The organism is Loktanella sp. Alg231-35, assembly GCF_900143545.1.
Lineage (GTDB): Bacteria > Pseudomonadota > Alphaproteobacteria > Rhodobacterales > Rhodobacteraceae > Yoonia.
In genome coordinates this window covers 462,715-478,110 of sequence record NZ_FREV01000001.1, presented here as the reverse complement: position 1 = coordinate 478,110, position 15,396 = coordinate 462,715, and the positions used below count along the sequence as shown (strand labels likewise).

19 protein-coding genes are annotated in these 15,396 nt (G+C 57.4%); 11 read left to right on the top strand and 8 right to left on the bottom strand.

The window, feature by feature from the left end:
* Nucleotides 1-94: 94 nt before the first annotated feature.
* Complete coding sequence (gene mscL / locus DHN10_RS02405) at nt 95-529, bottom strand: large conductance mechanosensitive channel protein MscL (protein ID WP_108813903.1); 435 nt, start codon at nt 527-529, stop codon at nt 95-97.
* Nucleotides 530-687: 158 nt separating this feature from the next.
* Here mscL and DHN10_RS02400 point away from each other — a divergent pair, with 158 nt between their 5' ends.
* The 7 genes from DHN10_RS02400 to DHN10_RS02360 all read left to right on the top strand — a co-directional run bounded on the left by DHN10_RS02400 (nt 688) and on the right by DHN10_RS02360 (nt 7,658).
* A complete protein-coding gene (locus DHN10_RS02400) occupies nt 688-1,383 on the top strand; it encodes a glutathione S-transferase family protein (protein WP_108813639.1) in 696 nt (231 codons plus the stop codon).
* Nucleotides 1,384-1,562: 179 nt separating this feature from the next.
* The gene (locus DHN10_RS02395) at nt 1,563-2,129 is read left to right on the top strand and encodes an MAPEG family protein (protein WP_108813638.1); all 567 of its coding nucleotides are present in this window, start codon (nt 1,563-1,565) and stop codon (nt 2,127-2,129) included.
* Nucleotides 2,130-2,445: 316 nt separating this feature from the next.
* Nucleotides 2,446-3,519 carry a phenylalanine--tRNA ligase subunit alpha gene (gene pheS / locus DHN10_RS02385; RefSeq protein WP_108813636.1) on the top strand — a complete coding sequence of 358 codons (1,074 nt, stop codon included), beginning with the start codon at nt 2,446-2,448 and terminating at the stop codon, nt 3,517-3,519.
* Nucleotides 3,520-3,829: 310 nt separating this feature from the next.
* Nucleotides 3,830-4,258: an ASCH domain-containing protein gene (locus DHN10_RS02375; protein ID WP_108813634.1), complete on the top strand. Its 429-nt coding sequence runs from the start codon at nt 3,830-3,832 to the stop codon at nt 4,256-4,258.
* A gap of 121 nt (nt 4,259-4,379) precedes the next feature.
* Entirely contained in the window at nt 4,380-6,776 is a 2,397-nt protein-coding gene (gene pheT, locus DHN10_RS02370; protein WP_108813633.1) for a phenylalanine--tRNA ligase subunit beta, read from the top strand.
* Nucleotides 6,773-7,195: a GNAT family N-acetyltransferase gene (locus tag DHN10_RS02365; RefSeq protein WP_108813632.1), complete on the top strand. Its 423-nt coding sequence runs from the start codon at nt 6,773-6,775 to the stop codon at nt 7,193-7,195. The genes pheT and DHN10_RS02365 overlap by 4 nt, the downstream gene beginning before the upstream one ends.
* 13 nt (nt 7,196-7,208) lie before the next feature.
* The gene (locus DHN10_RS02360) at nt 7,209-7,658 is read left to right on the top strand and encodes a YtoQ family protein (protein ID WP_108813631.1); all 450 of its coding nucleotides are present in this window, start codon (nt 7,209-7,211) and stop codon (nt 7,656-7,658) included.
* Between the two features lie 90 nt (nt 7,659-7,748).
* On the opposite strand, the gene rplT is transcribed toward DHN10_RS02360, so the two are convergent.
* The 4 genes from rplT to pyk all read right to left on the bottom strand — a co-directional run bounded on the left by rplT (nt 7,749) and on the right by pyk (nt 10,139).
* On the bottom strand, nt 7,749-8,111 hold the full coding sequence (gene rplT, locus DHN10_RS02355; protein WP_106746300.1) for a 50S ribosomal protein L20: 363 nt from the start codon (nt 8,109-8,111) through the stop codon (nt 7,749-7,751).
* 12 nt (nt 8,112-8,123) lie between these two features.
* Nucleotides 8,124-8,324, bottom strand: a complete 201-nt coding sequence (gene rpmI, locus DHN10_RS02350) for a 50S ribosomal protein L35 (protein WP_108813630.1) — start codon at nt 8,322-8,324, stop codon at nt 8,124-8,126.
* 110 nt (nt 8,325-8,434) lie between these two features.
* Entirely contained in the window at nt 8,435-8,659 is a 225-nt protein-coding gene (locus DHN10_RS02345) for a hypothetical protein (protein ID WP_108813629.1), read from the bottom strand.
* 34 nt (nt 8,660-8,693) lie between these two features.
* Nucleotides 8,694-10,139 (bottom strand): pyruvate kinase, encoded by a 1,446-nt coding sequence (gene pyk / locus DHN10_RS02340; RefSeq protein WP_108813628.1) that lies wholly within the window; start codon nt 10,137-10,139, stop codon nt 8,694-8,696.
* Between the two features lie 118 nt (nt 10,140-10,257).
* Here pyk and DHN10_RS02335 point away from each other — a divergent pair, with 118 nt between their 5' ends.
* The 4 genes from DHN10_RS02335 (at nt 10,258) to DHN10_RS02320 (ending at nt 12,143) form a co-directional block, all read left to right on the top strand.
* Complete coding sequence (locus DHN10_RS02335; protein ID WP_108813627.1) at nt 10,258-10,995, top strand: N-formylglutamate amidohydrolase; 738 nt, start codon at nt 10,258-10,260, stop codon at nt 10,993-10,995.
* Nucleotides 10,996-11,005: 10 nt separating this feature from the next.
* Nucleotides 11,006-11,299, top strand: a complete 294-nt coding sequence (locus tag DHN10_RS02330; RefSeq protein ID WP_108813626.1) for a DUF1244 domain-containing protein — start codon at nt 11,006-11,008, stop codon at nt 11,297-11,299.
* A gap of 9 nt (nt 11,300-11,308) precedes the next feature.
* A complete protein-coding gene (locus tag DHN10_RS02325; protein ID WP_108813625.1) occupies nt 11,309-11,749 on the top strand; it encodes a TerB family tellurite resistance protein in 441 nt (146 codons plus the stop codon).
* Nucleotides 11,750-11,894: 145 nt separating this feature from the next.
* Nucleotides 11,895-12,143 carry a hypothetical protein gene (locus DHN10_RS02320; protein ID WP_108813624.1) on the top strand — a complete coding sequence of 83 codons (249 nt, stop codon included), beginning with the start codon at nt 11,895-11,897 and terminating at the stop codon, nt 12,141-12,143.
* Between the two features lie 112 nt (nt 12,144-12,255).
* Here the strand turns inward: DHN10_RS02320 and DHN10_RS02315 are convergent, their stop codons facing one another.
* The 3 genes from DHN10_RS02315 to dgcN form a co-directional block, all read right to left on the bottom strand.
* Nucleotides 12,256-13,122 (bottom strand): D-amino-acid transaminase, encoded by an 867-nt coding sequence (locus tag DHN10_RS02315; protein ID WP_108813623.1) that lies wholly within the window; start codon nt 13,120-13,122, stop codon nt 12,256-12,258.
* Nucleotides 13,119-14,078, bottom strand: a complete 960-nt coding sequence (gene dgcA, locus DHN10_RS02310; RefSeq protein ID WP_108813622.1) for an N-acetyl-D-Glu racemase DgcA — start codon at nt 14,076-14,078, stop codon at nt 13,119-13,121. The genes DHN10_RS02315 and dgcA overlap by 4 nt, the downstream gene beginning before the upstream one ends.
* 80 nt (nt 14,079-14,158) lie before the next feature.
* On the bottom strand, nt 14,159-15,160 hold the full coding sequence (gene dgcN, locus DHN10_RS02305; protein ID WP_108813621.1) for an N-acetyltransferase DgcN: 1,002 nt from the start codon (nt 15,158-15,160) through the stop codon (nt 14,159-14,161).
* Nucleotides 15,161-15,396 lie beyond the last annotated feature (236 nt).

The following is a 15,396-nucleotide window of genomic DNA, read 5'->3' as shown; positions in this document are numbered from 1 at the left end:
CTCAGATGCAATACATCCATTCAATTTTGGCAATTGCAAAAAGAAAGGGCCCGCTGATGCAGCGGGCCCTTTCTTCTACTTTCGGATCACTGGATCAGCTTTTGGCCTTCAGCGCATCGCGGATCTCAGCCAGCAACTCTTCTGCGGTTGGACCTTTTGGCGCTTCCGGTGTTGCTTCTTCTTCCTTGGCGGCAGCGTCTTTTACCTTGTTGACGTAGCGCACCAGCATGAACACCACGAACGCGATGATCAGGAAGTTGATGATCGCCATGATGAAAGCACCATAGGCAAAGATCGAGCCGCCGGTTTCACGCGCGGCCTCTAGCGATGCGCCCTCTGGCACGTCGCCACCCAGCACGGCGTAGTTGTTGGTGAAGTCAACACCACCGGACACAAGGCCGATGATCGGGTTGATCAGATCGCCCACCAGCGATGTAACAATCGCGGTAAAGGCCGCACCGATGATGATACCGACGGCCATGTCCATAACATTGCCCTTGGCGATGAAGTCTTTGAATTCGTTTAGCATAGTTTCCCCACTGTTGTTCACGTTGACGCGCAGATCTGATGCCCACTGCGCAACTGCGCACATTCATACCGATATTTACCCACAGTGCCATGGGTTTTATTCACGGCGTTTCCCCCTAACTTGAGTGAACAGAAATTTTCAGAAAAGGAGGTCGCGTCATGGCTGACCTGTCCGCTTTCCCGATCACATCACGCTGGCCCGCGAAGGATCCTTCCGTGATCCAGCTTTACTCCTACCCCACACCCAACGGTGTAAAGGTCTCCATCGCGCTTGAAGAAATGGGGTTGGCCTATGAACCGCATCTCGTCACGCTCAAGGATGAAGATGTAAAAAGCGACGCGTTTCTGTCGCTCAACCCCAACAACAAGATTCCTGCGATCATTGATCCCAACGGCCCCGATGGTCCGGTTGGCCTGTTCGAAAGTGGCGCAATATTGCTTTATCTTGCTGAAAAATCGGGGAAATTCCTCGGCTCTACAGCTGCCGAAAAGGCAAAGATCACCCAATGGCTGATGTTTCAGATGGGTGGGCTTGGGCCAATGTTGGGGCAGATGGGCTTTTTCTACAAATTCGCCGGCAAAGACATCGAAGACCCCCGCCCGCGCGAACGCTACCGCGATGAAGCAATCCGCCTGCTGGCGGTTGTGGACAAGGCGCTGGAAGGACAAGACTGGATCGCGGGCGAGTTTTCCATTGCCGATATGGCAATTGCGCCCTGGATCAACGCGCTGGAATTCTACGGAACCAAGGACGCGGTCGGCTATCACGACCTCAAAAACGTGCCCGCATATGTTGAGCGGTTTTTTGCGCGACCTGCGGTGGCGAAAGCCAAGCGGATCCCTGATCCGTCGTAACATCACTACATTCCGCGCAGTTGACAAAGTGTCAGCTGCGCGATGTTAGGGTCGCAACACCGTTTACCCATCTCACAGGCTGATGCCTTCAACACGATCAGGACGGAACTGTCCCCCATGACTTGCGCAATCGCTTTGTGAACGCCACCTGACACAAAAGCAGATGAACGAGGTTCTCCATGGACGTAGACGCATCCCGCAAGGCGAAATTCACCCGGATCATTCTTGCCTATCCCATTGCCCTGATCCTTTTGGGCATTCTGGCAAACCTACTGCTGTTTGGCGTAACCCCTGCCATCATCGCAATCCCTGAACCGGCAGTGGTTATTGCGCTGTCGATCAGCGCGGTGTTGCTGCTGGGAAATCACACATGGCTGATGACAAGCACCGAACTCACTCGGTTGAAGTACAACATGCACGCAACGCCAGAGGAGTGGGCAGCAAGCAACCACGTGCCGGAAGATGTTTCGGCAAAAGGATTGCAGGAGCTCGAGAGACGCCACAATGCACATAGGAACACGACCGAGAACGTCGTCTATTTTGTTATTCTTGCTGCTTTAGTCAGCATTGTCTCGCCGGTAGTGCTCGCCGCACAGGTATGGGTGCTGGGCTTTGCGGCGGGGCGGATCGGGCATAGCTTCTCTTATCTTGCAGGGTTTGACGGGCTGCGCGGCATTTCCATGAGCATCAGCCTCGTTTCACTTTATGGGTTGGCAAGCTACCTTGCGATCAGCTGGATTATCTAACGGCTTGCCCGCGCCGCAGGCACACTTTGCCGCTGTGGAAACCTTGCTACAGTGGCCCCTCCCTCGGATATCCGCCCATCATCGACCGCCGGGCTATTGGTGCTATGGATGTGTCAGCTGTTGGACGGGTCGAACGGGTTGATCTTCTCCAGAAAGACCTGCCGGTCCCGTTGGTTGCCTGCTTGTGGCCCAACATTAGGTTCCAAGGTTTAGGGCCGCCTCAGCCTGCGGTCAACGGCGCGCGCAGCCTTGGCATGCTTGCAACCAAGCACCCATTTCGCTAGCACCGCCCTAACACTTGCTAAGGGCTGACCCGATGGACGAACTGAAACAAAAATACCTTGGTCTGATTGCCGATGCCGCCGATGAAGCGGCCATCGAGGACCTCCGCGTGCAGGCTGTCGGCAAAAAGGGCGAGATCAGCCTGAAGATGCGAGAGCTGGGCAAGATGACACCCGAGGAACGGCAAGTCGCTGGTCCCGCGCTTAATGCGCTGAAGGATGAGATTAATTCCGCATTGTCCGCAAAGAAATCCGGGCTGGCCGATGCCGCCCTTGATGCACGTTTGCGCCGTGAATGGCTCGACGTGACCCTGCCGTCGCGCGCACGTGGGCGGGGCACCATCCACCCGATTAGCCAAGTGACCGAAGAGGTCACCGCGATCTTTGCGGATATGGGCTTCAGCGTTGCCGAGGGCCCACAGATCGAAAGCGATTGGTATAACTTCGACGCACTCAATATTCCCGGCCACCACCCGGCACGGGCCGAGATGGACACGTTCTATACCCATCGTGCCGAAGGCGATAACCGCCCGCCTCACGTGCTGCGCACCCACACCAGCCCGGTGCAGATCCGGTCGATGGAGGCCTCAGGCGCCCCCACCCGCATCATCTGCCCCGGTCGTGTGTATCGCGCGGATTATGACCAGACGCATACGCCGATGTTCCATCAGGTCGAAGGCCTCGCCATCGACAAGAACATCAGTATGGCAAACCTCAAATGGGTGCTGGAAGAGTTCGTCAAAAGCTATTTCGAAGTCGACAACGTCGATATCCGCTTCCGCGCATCGCATTTTCCCTTCACCGAACCATCGGCAGAGGTCGACATCCGCTGTTCATGGGAAGGCGGCACGCTGAAAGTCGGCGAGGGCGACGACTGGCTGGAAATTCTGGGCTCTGGCATGGTGCATCCCAAAGTGCTTGAGGCTGGCGGGATTGATCCGGCGGACTGGCAAGGCTTTGCCTTTGGGATGGGTATCGACCGGATCGCGATGCTGAAATACGGGATACCTGACTTGCGGGCGTTCTTTGACAGTGACTTGCGCTGGCTGCGGCACTATGGGTTTGCGGCGCTAGATCAGCCGACGTTGCATGGTGGGTTGTCGCGGTAGATGTATCTCGTCGGGGTGTTTCTTGGCGCCTACTATGACTGGAGCTATGAAAAGGTATCGCGGATGTCTCAGTTTCGCGGAGCGCTGTTGAGTTTTCTACCGTGTGTCGTTGTTGTGTTATCTGCAGGTTTTATACCGGGTTGGGTGTTTCTGATCGCAATTTTTTCGGTGCAAATTATTCTTGGACCGTTTGCCTTTGCGCACCACAATTATTGGAAAAACCGCAAATCGTAGGGTGGGTGAAACCCACGCGTTCTGATATCACCACCACGACCACGCGTGGGTTTCACCCACCCTACGGAGCCACCAAATGACCAACGACACCGAAGACCTACAAGACACCTACCCCGGCGCAGGCACGTTCAAATTTGGCGATAGCGCTGAGCTTTGCCAACGCCTCATCGCCCTTGTCCGCCAAGGCAAAAAGACCGCCACCTGCGGGGCGCTGGCGGATTTTGAAGGCGAGCCAGAGGCGATGCCCGTCGTCGGCCGGTGCGATATCGCGGCGAATTGGGATGGCACGCCCGCACTGGTCATCCGCACGACGCATGTGCAGGAAATCCGCTATTGCGATGTGACCGAAGAGATGGCCTTGGCCGAGGGTGAAAACGACGCGCTGCTGGGTTGGCGCAAGGACCATAAGGCGTTTTTCAAACGGAACGGCCATTTTGATCCCGAAATGATGCTGGTGTTTGAACATTTCGAACTGGTTGAGGATTTGGCCGGGCGCGAGCTTTGACATGATGCGCCGGGGTGAACTCCGGCCTATGTAGGTCGGGGTTCGCTCCGACACGCCTCTTCCCCCCAATCCCCCAATACGCTAAGCCGACCCCAACAGATTTAACCCGCAGGACAGACCCATGAAATTCACGCTTTCTTGGCTGAAACACCACCTTGAGACCGACGCCACGGTTGCTGAAATTGAATATGCCCTGACCGATTTGGGGCTTGAGGTCGAAGGTATCGAAAACCCGGCCGAACGCCTCGCGGATTTCAAGATCGGCAAGGTGGTCAGCGCGGAAAAACACCCTGATGCGGATAAGCTAAAGGTCTGTCAGGTCGATACCGCCGACGGCCCGACCCAGATCATCTGTGGTGCGCCGAATGCCCGCGCGGGCATTACTGTCGTGATCGCCAGCCCTGGCACCTATGTCCCCGGCATCGATACGACCATTGGCGTCGGCAAAATCCGTGGCATCGAAAGCTACGGCATGATGTGTTCAGAGCGCGAGATGGAGCTGTCCGATGAACATGACGGCATCATCGAACTGCCGTCTGGCGAAGTTGGTGAACGTTTCACCGATTGGCTGGCCGCGAATAAGCCAGACCGCGTTGACCCTGTGATCGAGATCGCCATCACTCCCAATCGCCCCGACGCGTTGGGCGTGCGCGGCATTGCCCGTGATCTAGCGGCGCGTGGCTTGGGGACGTTGAAAACGATGACGGTTGATCCTGTGACCGCCGCTTTCAAATCTGATCTGAACGTCTCGATTGACGATGACACGTTGGATGGTTGCCCCGTCTTCTGCGGTCGTCTGATCAAAGGCGTCAAGAATGGCCCTAGCCCGGAATGGCTGCAAACGCAGTTGCGCGCGATCGGCCTGCGCCCGATTAGTTTTCTCGTCGATGTGACCAACTGGATCACCTATGATCTCAACCGCCCGCTGCACGTGTTTGACGCTGATAAGGTGCATGGCAATCTGCGGGTGCATCGCGCCGCAGGTGGCGAAAGCATCACAGCGCTGGATGACAAGGACTACACGCTGGAAAAGGGCCAAATGGTCATTTCCGATGACAACGGTCCTGAAAGCATCGCGGGTGTGATGGGCGGGGCCGACACAGGCTGCACCGAGGATACCGTGAACGTCTTCGTCGAAAGCGCCTATTGGGACCCGATCCAGATCGCCTACACAGGTCGCGCGCTCAAGATCAACTCAGACGCGCGCTACCGCTTTGAGCGTGGCGTTGACCCAGCTTTCACCCCTGTAGGATTGGAACATGCTGTGCGCATGATCGTGGATCATGCTGGTGGCGAGGCCTCTGAGCTTATTCAGGCAGGCGTGGTACCGGACACATCACGTGCCTACAAACTGGACGTCAAGCGCGTGATCTCCTTGGTTGGCATGGATATCCCCGAAGCGACCCAGCGTAAAACGTTGACCGCCCTTGGGTTCACCATGAAAGGCAACATGGCGCATGTGCCGTCATGGCGGCCCGACGTGCAGGGTCAAGCTGATCTGGTGGAAGAGGTCGCGCGTGTGGCGTCACTGACCAAGCTGGAAGGCAAGCCATTGCCGCGTATCGATGCGGGCGTGCCCAAGCCAATCCTGACCGCCAGTCAAAGGCGTCAGCAGGCCGCGCGGCGCACGGCGGCGGCGCTAGGCTACAATGAATGCGTGACCTACAGCTTTATCGATGCTGAGACGGCAAAGCTCTTTGGCGGTGGCGATGATGCGACCATGCTGGAGAATCCAATCAGCTCGGAAATGTCGCACATGCGGCCGAACCTGCTGGGTGGTCTGCTGCGTGCAGCGGCCCGCAATCAGGCGCGTGGTTTCATGGATATGGCCCTCTTTGAGGTCGGTGCCGGTTTCCACGGTGGAGAGCCGGGTGAGCAGCATATGCTGGTCTCTGGCGTCTTGATTGGTCGGACCGGGCCGAAGGATGTGCATGGCACGTCACGCGGCGTTGACCTCTATGATGCGAAGGCGGACGCCGAGGCGATCCTGACTGCAGTCGGCGCCCCTGCGAAGGTGCAAATCCTGCGCGGTGCCTCTGACTGGTGGCATCCTGGGCGGCATGGCAAAATCTGTCTGGGGCCGAAAAAGGTGCTGGCTGTCTTTGGCGAACTGCACCCGAAAGTGCTGCGCGAGATGGACATCAAAGGGCCTGTCGTGGGCTTTACCATTTGGCCGGATGACGTACCGACACCGAAGAAAAAGACCTCCACACGTAGCGCATTGGCCGCAACCGATCTGCAAGCAGTCGAGCGTGACTTTGCCTTTGTCGTCGATGCAGAGATTGAAGCGCTTACGCTGGTGAATGCCGCCGCAGGCGCCGACAAGGCGCTGATCACCGATGTGCGCGTCTTTGACGAGTTCATCGGAGGGAGCCTCGGTGAGGGCAAAAAATCGCTCGCCGTGACGGTGCGTCTGCAGCCGACCGTGGCAACACTCAAGGATGCAGATATCGAGGCGGTCAGCGCCAAAATCGTCGAGAAGGTAAGCAAGGCAACAGGTGGCAGCTTGCGCGGATGATCCTGCGCCGGGCCATCAAGGATGATGCCGCGGGTTTCACCGCAGCTCTGGATGCAGCTTACGCCTGCTACCAGCACCTTGGTCTACCGCCTGTCACCGAAGGTATCGCTGACGATATCCGCGATCATAGCGTCTGGGTGGCAGAGCTTGATGGAAACATCCGTGGCGGCATCGTTCTGGTGCTGGGCACTCAGGCGCATATTGCCAATCTTGCAGTGCATCCCGAAGCGGGCGGTCATGGGATTGGCAAAGCGCTGATCGCTCAGGCTTTGGCAGCCGCTGCGGCTGCGGGCCACAGCGAGGTGCAACTCGCCACCCATGTGGATATGACTGGTACACAGGCCTTCTATCGCAAGGCCGGCTGGAAAGAGACTGGCCGCGCAGGCAAGAAAGTCTATTTTTCAAAGCAACTGCATTGAAGGAACAACATCGATGACATTGAAAATCTATCTCTCCGGGGAAATCCACACTGATTGGCGCGACCAGATCACGGCAGGGGCGCAAGGGTTGGATGTCAGCTTTGACAGCCCTGTGACCGACCATGATGCTTCGGATGACTGCGGCGTCGCGATTATGGGGGCTGAGGACAAGAAGTTCTGGCATGACAACAAAGGTGCCAACCTCAACGCGATCCGTACGCGGCACGGAATTCAGAATGCTGATATTGTGGTTGTGCGCTTTGGTGAGAAATACAAGCAGTGGAACGCAGCCTTTGATGCGGGCTATGCTGCGGCCCTGGGCAAGTCGTTGATCGTGATGCATGGGGCCGAACATCAGCATCCACTTAAAGAGGTAGACGCGGCCGCGCTCGCCGTGGTGGAAACACCACAGCAGGTGGTGGATATCCTGCGCTATGTGCTGGATGGTGTGTTGCCGGGGTAGGTAAAGGGTTGGGAGGATCAGGCGCCCAACCAAAGCAAAAGGCCGCGCAGTTTCCCGCACGGCCCTTCAGATTTCAACGTTTCACCGGCCTTAAGCAGCCAGCGCGTCCTTGGCTTTGCCAACGATTGTTGCAAACGCGTCGGGCTCATTCACGGCCAGATCGGCCAGAACCTTACGGTCAACTTCGATGCCAGCCAGTGTCAGGCCGTTGATGAACTTGGAATAGTTCAGTGTCTCATCAACCGAGCGCACACCTGCGTTGATACGCTGAATCCACAGCGCGCGGAAATTGCGCTTGCGGTTGTGACGGTCGCGTGTGGCGTATTGGTTGGCTTTGTCGACGGCCTGCTTGGCGACCTTGAAGGTCTTGGAGCGGCGATCATAATATCCTTTGGCAGCGTCGAGAACTTTCTTGTGACGACGATGCGTGACGGTTCCACCTTTAACTCGCATATCAAATTCTCCTTAGCGTGCGTATGGCATCATAGGCTTGATGATACCTTCATCAGCCTTTGACAGGGTTGTCGTACCACGTGCATTCCGCAGGAATTTATTGCTACGCTTAATCATGCCGTGACGCTTGCCAGCCTGGCCTGCGATCACGCGGCCAGAGGCCGTCACTTTGAACCGCTTTTTGCAGCTCGATTTTGTCTTCATCTTCGGCATTTCCGTCTCCTCTTTCGGGTCGGTCGTATCGCGCGACTCGGCATGCCATATTGGCCGGACGCGCGGGTGAAGGCCGCCGTATAAGACGCATCCCCCTTTGGTGCAAGAGCTTAGTTCAGGTAGCGGCCCAGAACTTCGACGATCACATCATCCAACGTGCCAAAGCTGTAGACGTCTGGGTTTTCCTGCGCGGCATAGGCAATCGCCCCACCACCGGCCAACAGCATCACGATCGCCATTTTGGGCCATCGCCGGTCCGTATAGGCGCTGACCGCTGCTGGAATAGCAAAGGCCGCAAGCGCCACGCCAATGACGAATATCAGATCAAAATCCATGCAACTGTCCCGTGCTGCGCCCCCCGGAACAGTCCTATTCGTTTTCAGAGGCGTAGATCAACCGTTCTGCGCAAGGCGCGACACGCAGGATGTTCGTTGACCCCGGCGTATTGAAGGGCACACCAGCGGTTACAACGACCATATCATCTTCACTGGCCAGCATTTGCGACTTCGCCGCCCGCACCGCCGCGATCACCGCATCCTTAAAGCGGTGAACCTCGCCTGTGACCACACAGTTGGTCCCCCAGGACAGACATAGCCGGCGCGCGGTGTTGATATCATTGGTCAGGGCGATGATCGGCACGCGGGGCCGTTCGCGCGAGACCAGCAAGGCTGTTGTGCCCGATTGCGAGAAGCAGCAGATTGCCTTGACGTCAGTTGTCTCTGCAATCTCGCGGGCGGCGGAAACGATCCCATCCGCCACAGTTTTGCCTTCAGCGTTGCGCGAAGCTTCGATGATGTCGGTATAGGTTGGGTCTGCCTCGACCTCGCCTGCCACGTTGCTCATCGTGTTGACTGCTTCGATGGGATAAGAGCCGGCGGCGGATTCAGCCGACAGCATGATTGCATCGGCACCTTCATAGATCGCCGTGGCCACATCAGAGACCTCAGCACGGGTTGGCATCGGCGAATCGATCATCGATTCGAGCATTTGCGTCGCCACAATCACAGGTTTGGCGGCCGCACGGCATTTGCGCACCAGTTGCTTCTGGATCGGCGGCACGTTCTGGACGGGCAGTTCGACGCCCAGATCACCACGGGCCACCATGACACCATCAGACACCGCCAAAATGCTGTCAAAGACCTTCACTGCGTTCGGCTTTTCAATTTTGGACAGGATCGCCGCACGCCCCTTGGCCAGTTTGCGCGCTTCTTCTACGTCAGCGGGGCGCTGCACAAATGAAAGTGCCAGCCAATCGACGCCCAGATCGCAGACAAATTCAAGATCCTTGCGGTCTTTGTCGGACAAAGCGGCGAGCGGCAGGACCACATCGGGAACGTTCACGCCCTTGCGGTTGGAAATAGTACCGCCCACGACAACTTCGCAATCGGCGAATGTCGCGCCGCAATCCTTGACCCGCAGCTTGATCTTGCCGTCATTGACCAGCAAATGCGCGCCGGGTTCCAGCGCGTCAAAAATCTCTTTGTGAGGCAGCTTGACGCGGGTGGCGTCACCTTCGGCATCATCCAAATCAAGGCGGAAGGACGCGCCTTCGACCAATTCTTCTTCACCATTGGCAAAAACGCCAACCCGCAGCTTTGGCCCCTGAAGATCGGCGAGGATCGAGATCGGACTGTCGAGATCTTTTTCCACCTGACGGATAATATCATGGCGCACTTTGATTTCGGCATGATCGCCGTGGGACATGTTCAGGCGAAATACATCGGCACCTGCCTCATGCAACGCGCGGATCATCTCGTAGTCATTGGAGGCCGGGCCAAGCGTGGCCACGATTTTCACGTTGCGGTGGCGTTTCATGTCTTTCCCTTTGCGGATCAAGCGCCGTTAGCGGTAACAGCGCGGTTCGCGCCCTTATTGCGCAATTCCATTCCTGCTTCAACTAGCCTAAACCGCAAGACAAAGGAATGACGCGAAAATGACTGACGACCCGTTTGAAATTATCGGGGCCGATTGCCCCGGCAGATGGCTTGTGGCCTGCGACCATGCCACAAATCATGTGCCCGATTGGGTACATGGCGGCGATCTTGGGTTGCCCGCGGACGACATGGGCCGCCACATCGCCTATGACATCGGTGCAGCCGGAGTGACGCACAAGCTGGCCGTCGCGTTAAACAGCCCTGCCATTCTGTCCCGGTTTTCCCGGTTGGTCTGTGATCCAAACCGCGGCGAAGACGATCCCACTATCATGATGCGCCTTTACGACGGCACCATCATCCCCGCCAATCGCAACGCAGAGCGCGATGAAATCGAAGAACGGTTGCGCCGCCTCTATCGTCCCTATCACGCAGCCTATGCCGATCTGGCCGATAAGATGGCCGATCCGGTCATCTGTGCCGTTCATAGCTTTACCCCCCGCCTTCAGGGCCGCCACCCGCGCCCTTGGGAAATCGGCGTGCTGTATGCCGATGATGATCGTCTGGCACAGCCATTCCTAACGGCCTGCCGGGATGCAGGCTGGGTGACGGGTGATAACCAACCCTATGCCGGCCACCTGCCCGGAGACGCTGTAGACCGCCATGCATTGCAACACGGACGGCCCAATGTGTTGATTGAGCTGCGTCAGGATTTGATTGCTGATGAGGCCGGACAAACCCTTTGGGCAAATCGATTGGCCCCTCTATTATCAGACGTACTCACCCATTCCGGCCTCTGAGGAGAAACCCATGGACGATCAAACCCGAATCGAGCTCGAAGCCGCTGCCTTTCGCCGCCTGCAAAAGCATCTGATGCAAGACCGCACAGATGCGCAGAATATCGACATGATGAACCTTGCTGGGTTCTGCCGGAATTGTCTTGCGCGCTGGTATCAGGAAGCCGCCAATGAGCGGGGCATCGAAATGAGCAAGGACGAAGGGCGCGAGGCGTTCTACGGGATGACGATGGCAGAGTGGAAAGCCAACCATCAGACTGAAGCCAGCGCCGAGGCAAAAGAAGCCTTCAAGCACAGCCATGGATAGGGGCCGCGCATGCTAGACCGTCTCAAAGCCTTCTTTGGCAACCCATCCAGCTACCACACCCCACTGCCTGACGCCGATGCGAGCCACGCCATGGGGGCACTTCTGGTGCGTGCTGCAAAGGCGGATGACGCCTATCTGTTCGAAGAAATCGTAATGATCGACCGGATTTTGGCCAAGCGCCACGGGTTGAACCCCGTTGAGGCCGCCAAGATGCGGGCGGAATGTGAGTTGCTTGAACGCGAAATCCCCCAGACCTCTGAAATTGCAATGATCCTCGAACATGCGATCAGCGTGACCGAGAAGGAAGCGACGCTACTGGCCCTCTGGCAGGTGGTCTTTGCGGATGGGGTGAAACACGACGAGGAAGACGAGCTGCTGCATCGAATTGAAGCGGTGTTGGGTGTGGCACCGGAGCGGGCGAAGGAGCTGCAGGCGCAGGTTGAAACGTAGCGTTTTCTCTTCGTAGACGGCCCGGTCCTCCGGTAACGGCAGTCTACCAACGCACCAACCCAAGACTTATCTGCGATCACCATTAACGGCAAAGTCCTGACCATTCATGGCGTGCAGATACGGGTGGCAAGCATAAGGAGCCAACATGAAAAACATGCCAATCAAGGATCCACAAGCCATGTCGGGACATGTTCAAGGATTTGAATTGCCGCGCGGTTGCATGATGACGTCTGGCGTTATCGCGCTGGCCGTGCTGACGTTCGCCGTCGGAGTTGCCTACGCCAGCACCCTCGGCGGTATCGTGGGCGCGATCGCCCTGCCGATCATAGCCATCACCGGTTACGCGCAGTCGCAACCTATAGGTCGGGCCCTGCCCAGCCGCTTAGCGATATGATGCACCAAAACACATCACGGCTCGCGCGCATCTACGAATTGCCGTGACGAAGCGCTCCCGCCGCAAGAGTTGAGGCTCTACCCGTGAATGCAACTTGGCGATGGGATCCGCGCTATACTGCGACCTTGCGACTCTCTTCCAGATAGATTTCGCGCAACCGTGCGGCCACCGGCCCCGGTGTGCCTGCGCCAATCGCCAGCCCATCAACCTCAACCACAGGCATCACAAATGTGCTTGCCGAGGTGATAAACGCCTCATCCGCCTCTTGCGCTTCGGCAATCGTAAAGCTGCGTTCTTCGACCTTCATCTGTGATTCTTTGGCAAAGCGCAGCACAGCCGCGCGGGTGATCCCATGCAAAATTTCATTGCCTAGGTGCCGCGTGATGATCGTATTGCCTTTGATGATATAGGCGTTGTTCGATGTACCCTCGGTCACCGCCCCGTCCTCGACCATCCACGCATCATCGACGCCCGCGGCTTTGGCCATCATCTTGCCCATGGACGGGAACAGCAGCTGCACCGTCTTGATGTCGCGACGCGCCCAGCGCTGATCCTCGATTGAGATCACTTTGATCCCCTTCTTGGCAGCGGGGCTATCGGCCAAACCGGGCTTATTCTGGGTAAACAGCACCACGGTTGGGATCGTCGTCTCTGGATCAGGGAACACGAAATCGCGGTCGTCGGGGGCACCACGTGTAATCTGCAGATAGATCATGCCTTCTTCGATCCCGTTCAGGCGCACCAACTCGCGATGCACCTCCAACAGATCGGGCAAAACCGCAGGATGCGGCATGTCCAACTCGTTCAATGACCGCTCTAGCCGTTTTGCATGTCCTGCAAAGTCAATCAGCTTGCCATCCAGAACAGAGGTCACCTCATAGACGCCGTCCGCCATCAGAAAGCCCCGATCAAAGATCGATACTTTGGCCTCGTTCTCGGGCAAGTACTCTCCGTTGACGTAAACTGTGCGCATGGTCATCCCCAAAGTGCGGCGGCGGGCGGGTGCACGCCGTGTTCATCGAATTTCAAAGGTTCCCCCCGGTCTTCGGCCAGAAGAAGCGGGCCGTCAAGGTCCGTAAAGGCCACTCCCTGAGCAAGGATCGTGGCAGGGGCCATCGCAAGCGATGATCCAACCATGCAACCGACCATAACGCCGTAACCTTCGGCCTGTGCCTGCGCCTTCAAAGCCAACGCCTCGGTCAGCCCACCGGTTTTGTCCAGTTTGACGTTCACCATGTCATATTTGCCCTTCAAACCGGGCAGGCTAGCGCGATCATGGCAGCTTTCATCAGCGCAGACGGGCAACGGGCGGGCCATCTCGCGCAGCACATCGTCGTCACCAGCGGGCAAAGGTTGTTCGACCATCTGCACCCCAAGGCGGATCAGATGCGGGGCAAGATCATTGTAAACCTCAGCGGTCCAGCCTTCATTGGCATCGACAATGATCGGTGCGTCGGGGGCGCCACGGCGCACAGCCTCAAGCCGAGCCATATCATCCGGCGTCCCAAGCTTGATCTTCAATAGCGGACGAAAGGCATTCTCAGCCGCCTGGGCTTGCATCGCGTCGGGCGTATCCAATGACAGAGTATAGGCGGTGATCTCTGGGCGGGGCGTGGGCAAATCCAGCAAATCCCAGACCCGCTTACCAGCTGTCTTGGCCGCATGATCCCAAAACGCACAGTCCAGTGCATTGCGAGCGGCACCGGCGGGCAATGCTGTAGGCAGATCATCCCAAGAACCCGAAAATCCGGTGATCTGTGCCGCTACACTCTCGAGGGTCTCACCATAGCGGGCATAGGGCACGCATTCGCCCCAGCCCTGCACGCCGCCCATCTCAACCTGTGCGGTCAAAACCTCTGCCTGCGTGCGCGACCCCCGGCTGATCGTAAACACCTGCGCAAGCTGGAACACATCGCGGGCCACTGATATTTGCATGTCCACTCTTCTTTTGTTCAAAAATATCTCCGCCGGAGGCATAAAAGTTCATGCACCCCGGTGGCAATGGAAAACAGCGCTCAAATATCAGCGAGCGCATCCACCAAACGCGCGGCACCCTGACGGAAAGTATCGACGGTGGGCAAGCCCATGCGCGCCTCTACTTCGGCCATATAGGTTAGCGCATCGTCCTCGGACAAATGCTGCGTGTTCACCGAGATACCTACGATCTGGCAATTGGGGTTGGCCACACGTGCGATGGGCAAGGCAGTGTCGCGCAACGTCTCAAGGCTGGGCAGATCATAGTCTGGCAACCCGCGCATATGGGTGCGGGTCGGCTCATGGGAGAGGATCAGCGCGTCGGGCTGGCCGCCATGGATCAAGGCCATGGTGACGCCGGAATAGGAAACATGGAAAAGGCTACCCTGCCCTTCGATGTGATCCCAGTGATCGGCGTCATTGTCAGGGGTCAGGTATTCGACGGCACCCGCCATGAAATCTGCAATGACCGCATCAAGCGGCACACCGCCACCGGTGATCAAAATGCCGGTCTGACCGGTGGGGCGGAAGGTGGATTTCATGCCCCGGCGCTGCATCTCGGCATCCATGGCAAGGCCAGTGTACATCTTGCCGACAGAGCAATCGGTACCGATCGCCAGACAACGCTTGCCCGCCCGGTTCTTACCGTTGGCGATGGGATAGGCAACCGAAGGGATGCGCACATCAAACAGCGTGCGTCCGTTGACGCGGGCAGCCGCAACCAATTCATCCTCGTCACGCAGCAGATTGTGCAGGCCAGATGCAATATCGAAACCCATTTGCAGGGCCTTCACCAGCACCTCTTTCCAGGCTTTGGAAATGTAGCCGCCGCGATTGGCCACGCCGATCACAAGGGTCTGGGCACCAGCAGCGCGGGCTTCTTCGAGGGTCATGTCACCGATGCCCACATCTGCACCGCAACCGGGCATCCGGTATTGGCCGACTGCATTCTCAGGACGCCAGTCCCTGATGCCTTGGGCCACCTTGGCGGCCAGCTGATCGGGGGCATCGCCGAGGAACAATAGATAGGGTGTCTGGATCATAGGAGGGCTCCGTGAAAGTCGGGATTCGCATTGCCACGAAGATATCTGGCCGGAGGATGGAATTTCTTCGCAGAAAAGGTCATTTCTGCCAAACTATGCGACACGATTGACCACAATAATCCAATATGATCGAAGAAATCACCGATCTTTCTGGCAAGCTGGCATAAATCCACCCCACGTATGAAAAACCCGGGCACGCTTGCCCGGGTTTTAAGTCTTGCACTGAATAGAAACGA

Excerpts from the sequence above, each read along its gene's own strand:
- dgcN (WP_108813621.1), bottom strand. The coding sequence starts at position 15,160 with ATGATCCAGACACCCTATCTATTGTTCCTCGGCGATGCCCCCGATCAG.
- DHN10_RS02320 (WP_108813624.1), top strand. The coding sequence starts at position 11,895 with ATGAAAAACATGCCAATCAAGGATCCACAAGCCATGTCGGGACATGTT.
- DHN10_RS02325 (WP_108813625.1), top strand. The coding sequence starts at position 11,309 with ATGCTAGACCGTCTCAAAGCCTTCTTTGGCAACCCATCCAGCTACCAC.
- rpmI (WP_108813630.1), bottom strand. The coding sequence starts at position 8,324 with ATGCCGAAGATGAAGACAAAATCGAGCTGCAAAAAGCGGTTCAAAGTG.
- DHN10_RS02345 (WP_108813629.1), bottom strand. The coding sequence starts at position 8,659 with ATGGATTTTGATCTGATATTCGTCATTGGCGTGGCGCTTGCGGCCTTT.
- DHN10_RS02400 (WP_108813639.1), top strand. The coding sequence starts at position 688 with ATGGCTGACCTGTCCGCTTTCCCGATCACATCACGCTGGCCCGCGAAG.
- DHN10_RS02315 (WP_108813623.1), bottom strand. The coding sequence starts at position 13,122 with ATGACCATGCGCACAGTTTACGTCAACGGAGAGTACTTGCCCGAGAAC.
- mscL (WP_108813903.1), bottom strand. The coding sequence starts at position 529 with ATGCTAAACGAATTCAAAGACTTCATCGCCAAGGGCAATGTTATGGAC.
- pheT (WP_108813633.1), top strand. The coding sequence starts at position 4,380 with ATGAAATTCACGCTTTCTTGGCTGAAACACCACCTTGAGACCGACGCC.
- DHN10_RS02395 (WP_108813638.1), top strand. The coding sequence starts at position 1,563 with ATGGACGTAGACGCATCCCGCAAGGCGAAATTCACCCGGATCATTCTT.
- DHN10_RS02360 (WP_108813631.1), top strand. The coding sequence starts at position 7,209 with ATGACATTGAAAATCTATCTCTCCGGGGAAATCCACACTGATTGGCGC.
- dgcA (WP_108813622.1), bottom strand. The coding sequence starts at position 14,078 with ATGCAAATATCAGTGGCCCGCGATGTGTTCCAGCTTGCGCAGGTGTTT.
- pyk (WP_108813628.1), bottom strand. The coding sequence starts at position 10,139 with ATGAAACGCCACCGCAACGTGAAAATCGTGGCCACGCTTGGCCCGGCC.
- DHN10_RS02365 (WP_108813632.1), top strand. The coding sequence starts at position 6,773 with ATGATCCTGCGCCGGGCCATCAAGGATGATGCCGCGGGTTTCACCGCA.
- pheS (WP_108813636.1), top strand. The coding sequence starts at position 2,446 with ATGGACGAACTGAAACAAAAATACCTTGGTCTGATTGCCGATGCCGCC.
- rplT (WP_106746300.1), bottom strand. The coding sequence starts at position 8,111 with ATGCGAGTTAAAGGTGGAACCGTCACGCATCGTCGTCACAAGAAAGTT.
- DHN10_RS02375 (WP_108813634.1), top strand. The coding sequence starts at position 3,830 with ATGACCAACGACACCGAAGACCTACAAGACACCTACCCCGGCGCAGGC.
- DHN10_RS02335 (WP_108813627.1), top strand. The coding sequence starts at position 10,258 with ATGACTGACGACCCGTTTGAAATTATCGGGGCCGATTGCCCCGGCAGA.
- DHN10_RS02330 (WP_108813626.1), top strand. The coding sequence starts at position 11,006 with ATGGACGATCAAACCCGAATCGAGCTCGAAGCCGCTGCCTTTCGCCGC.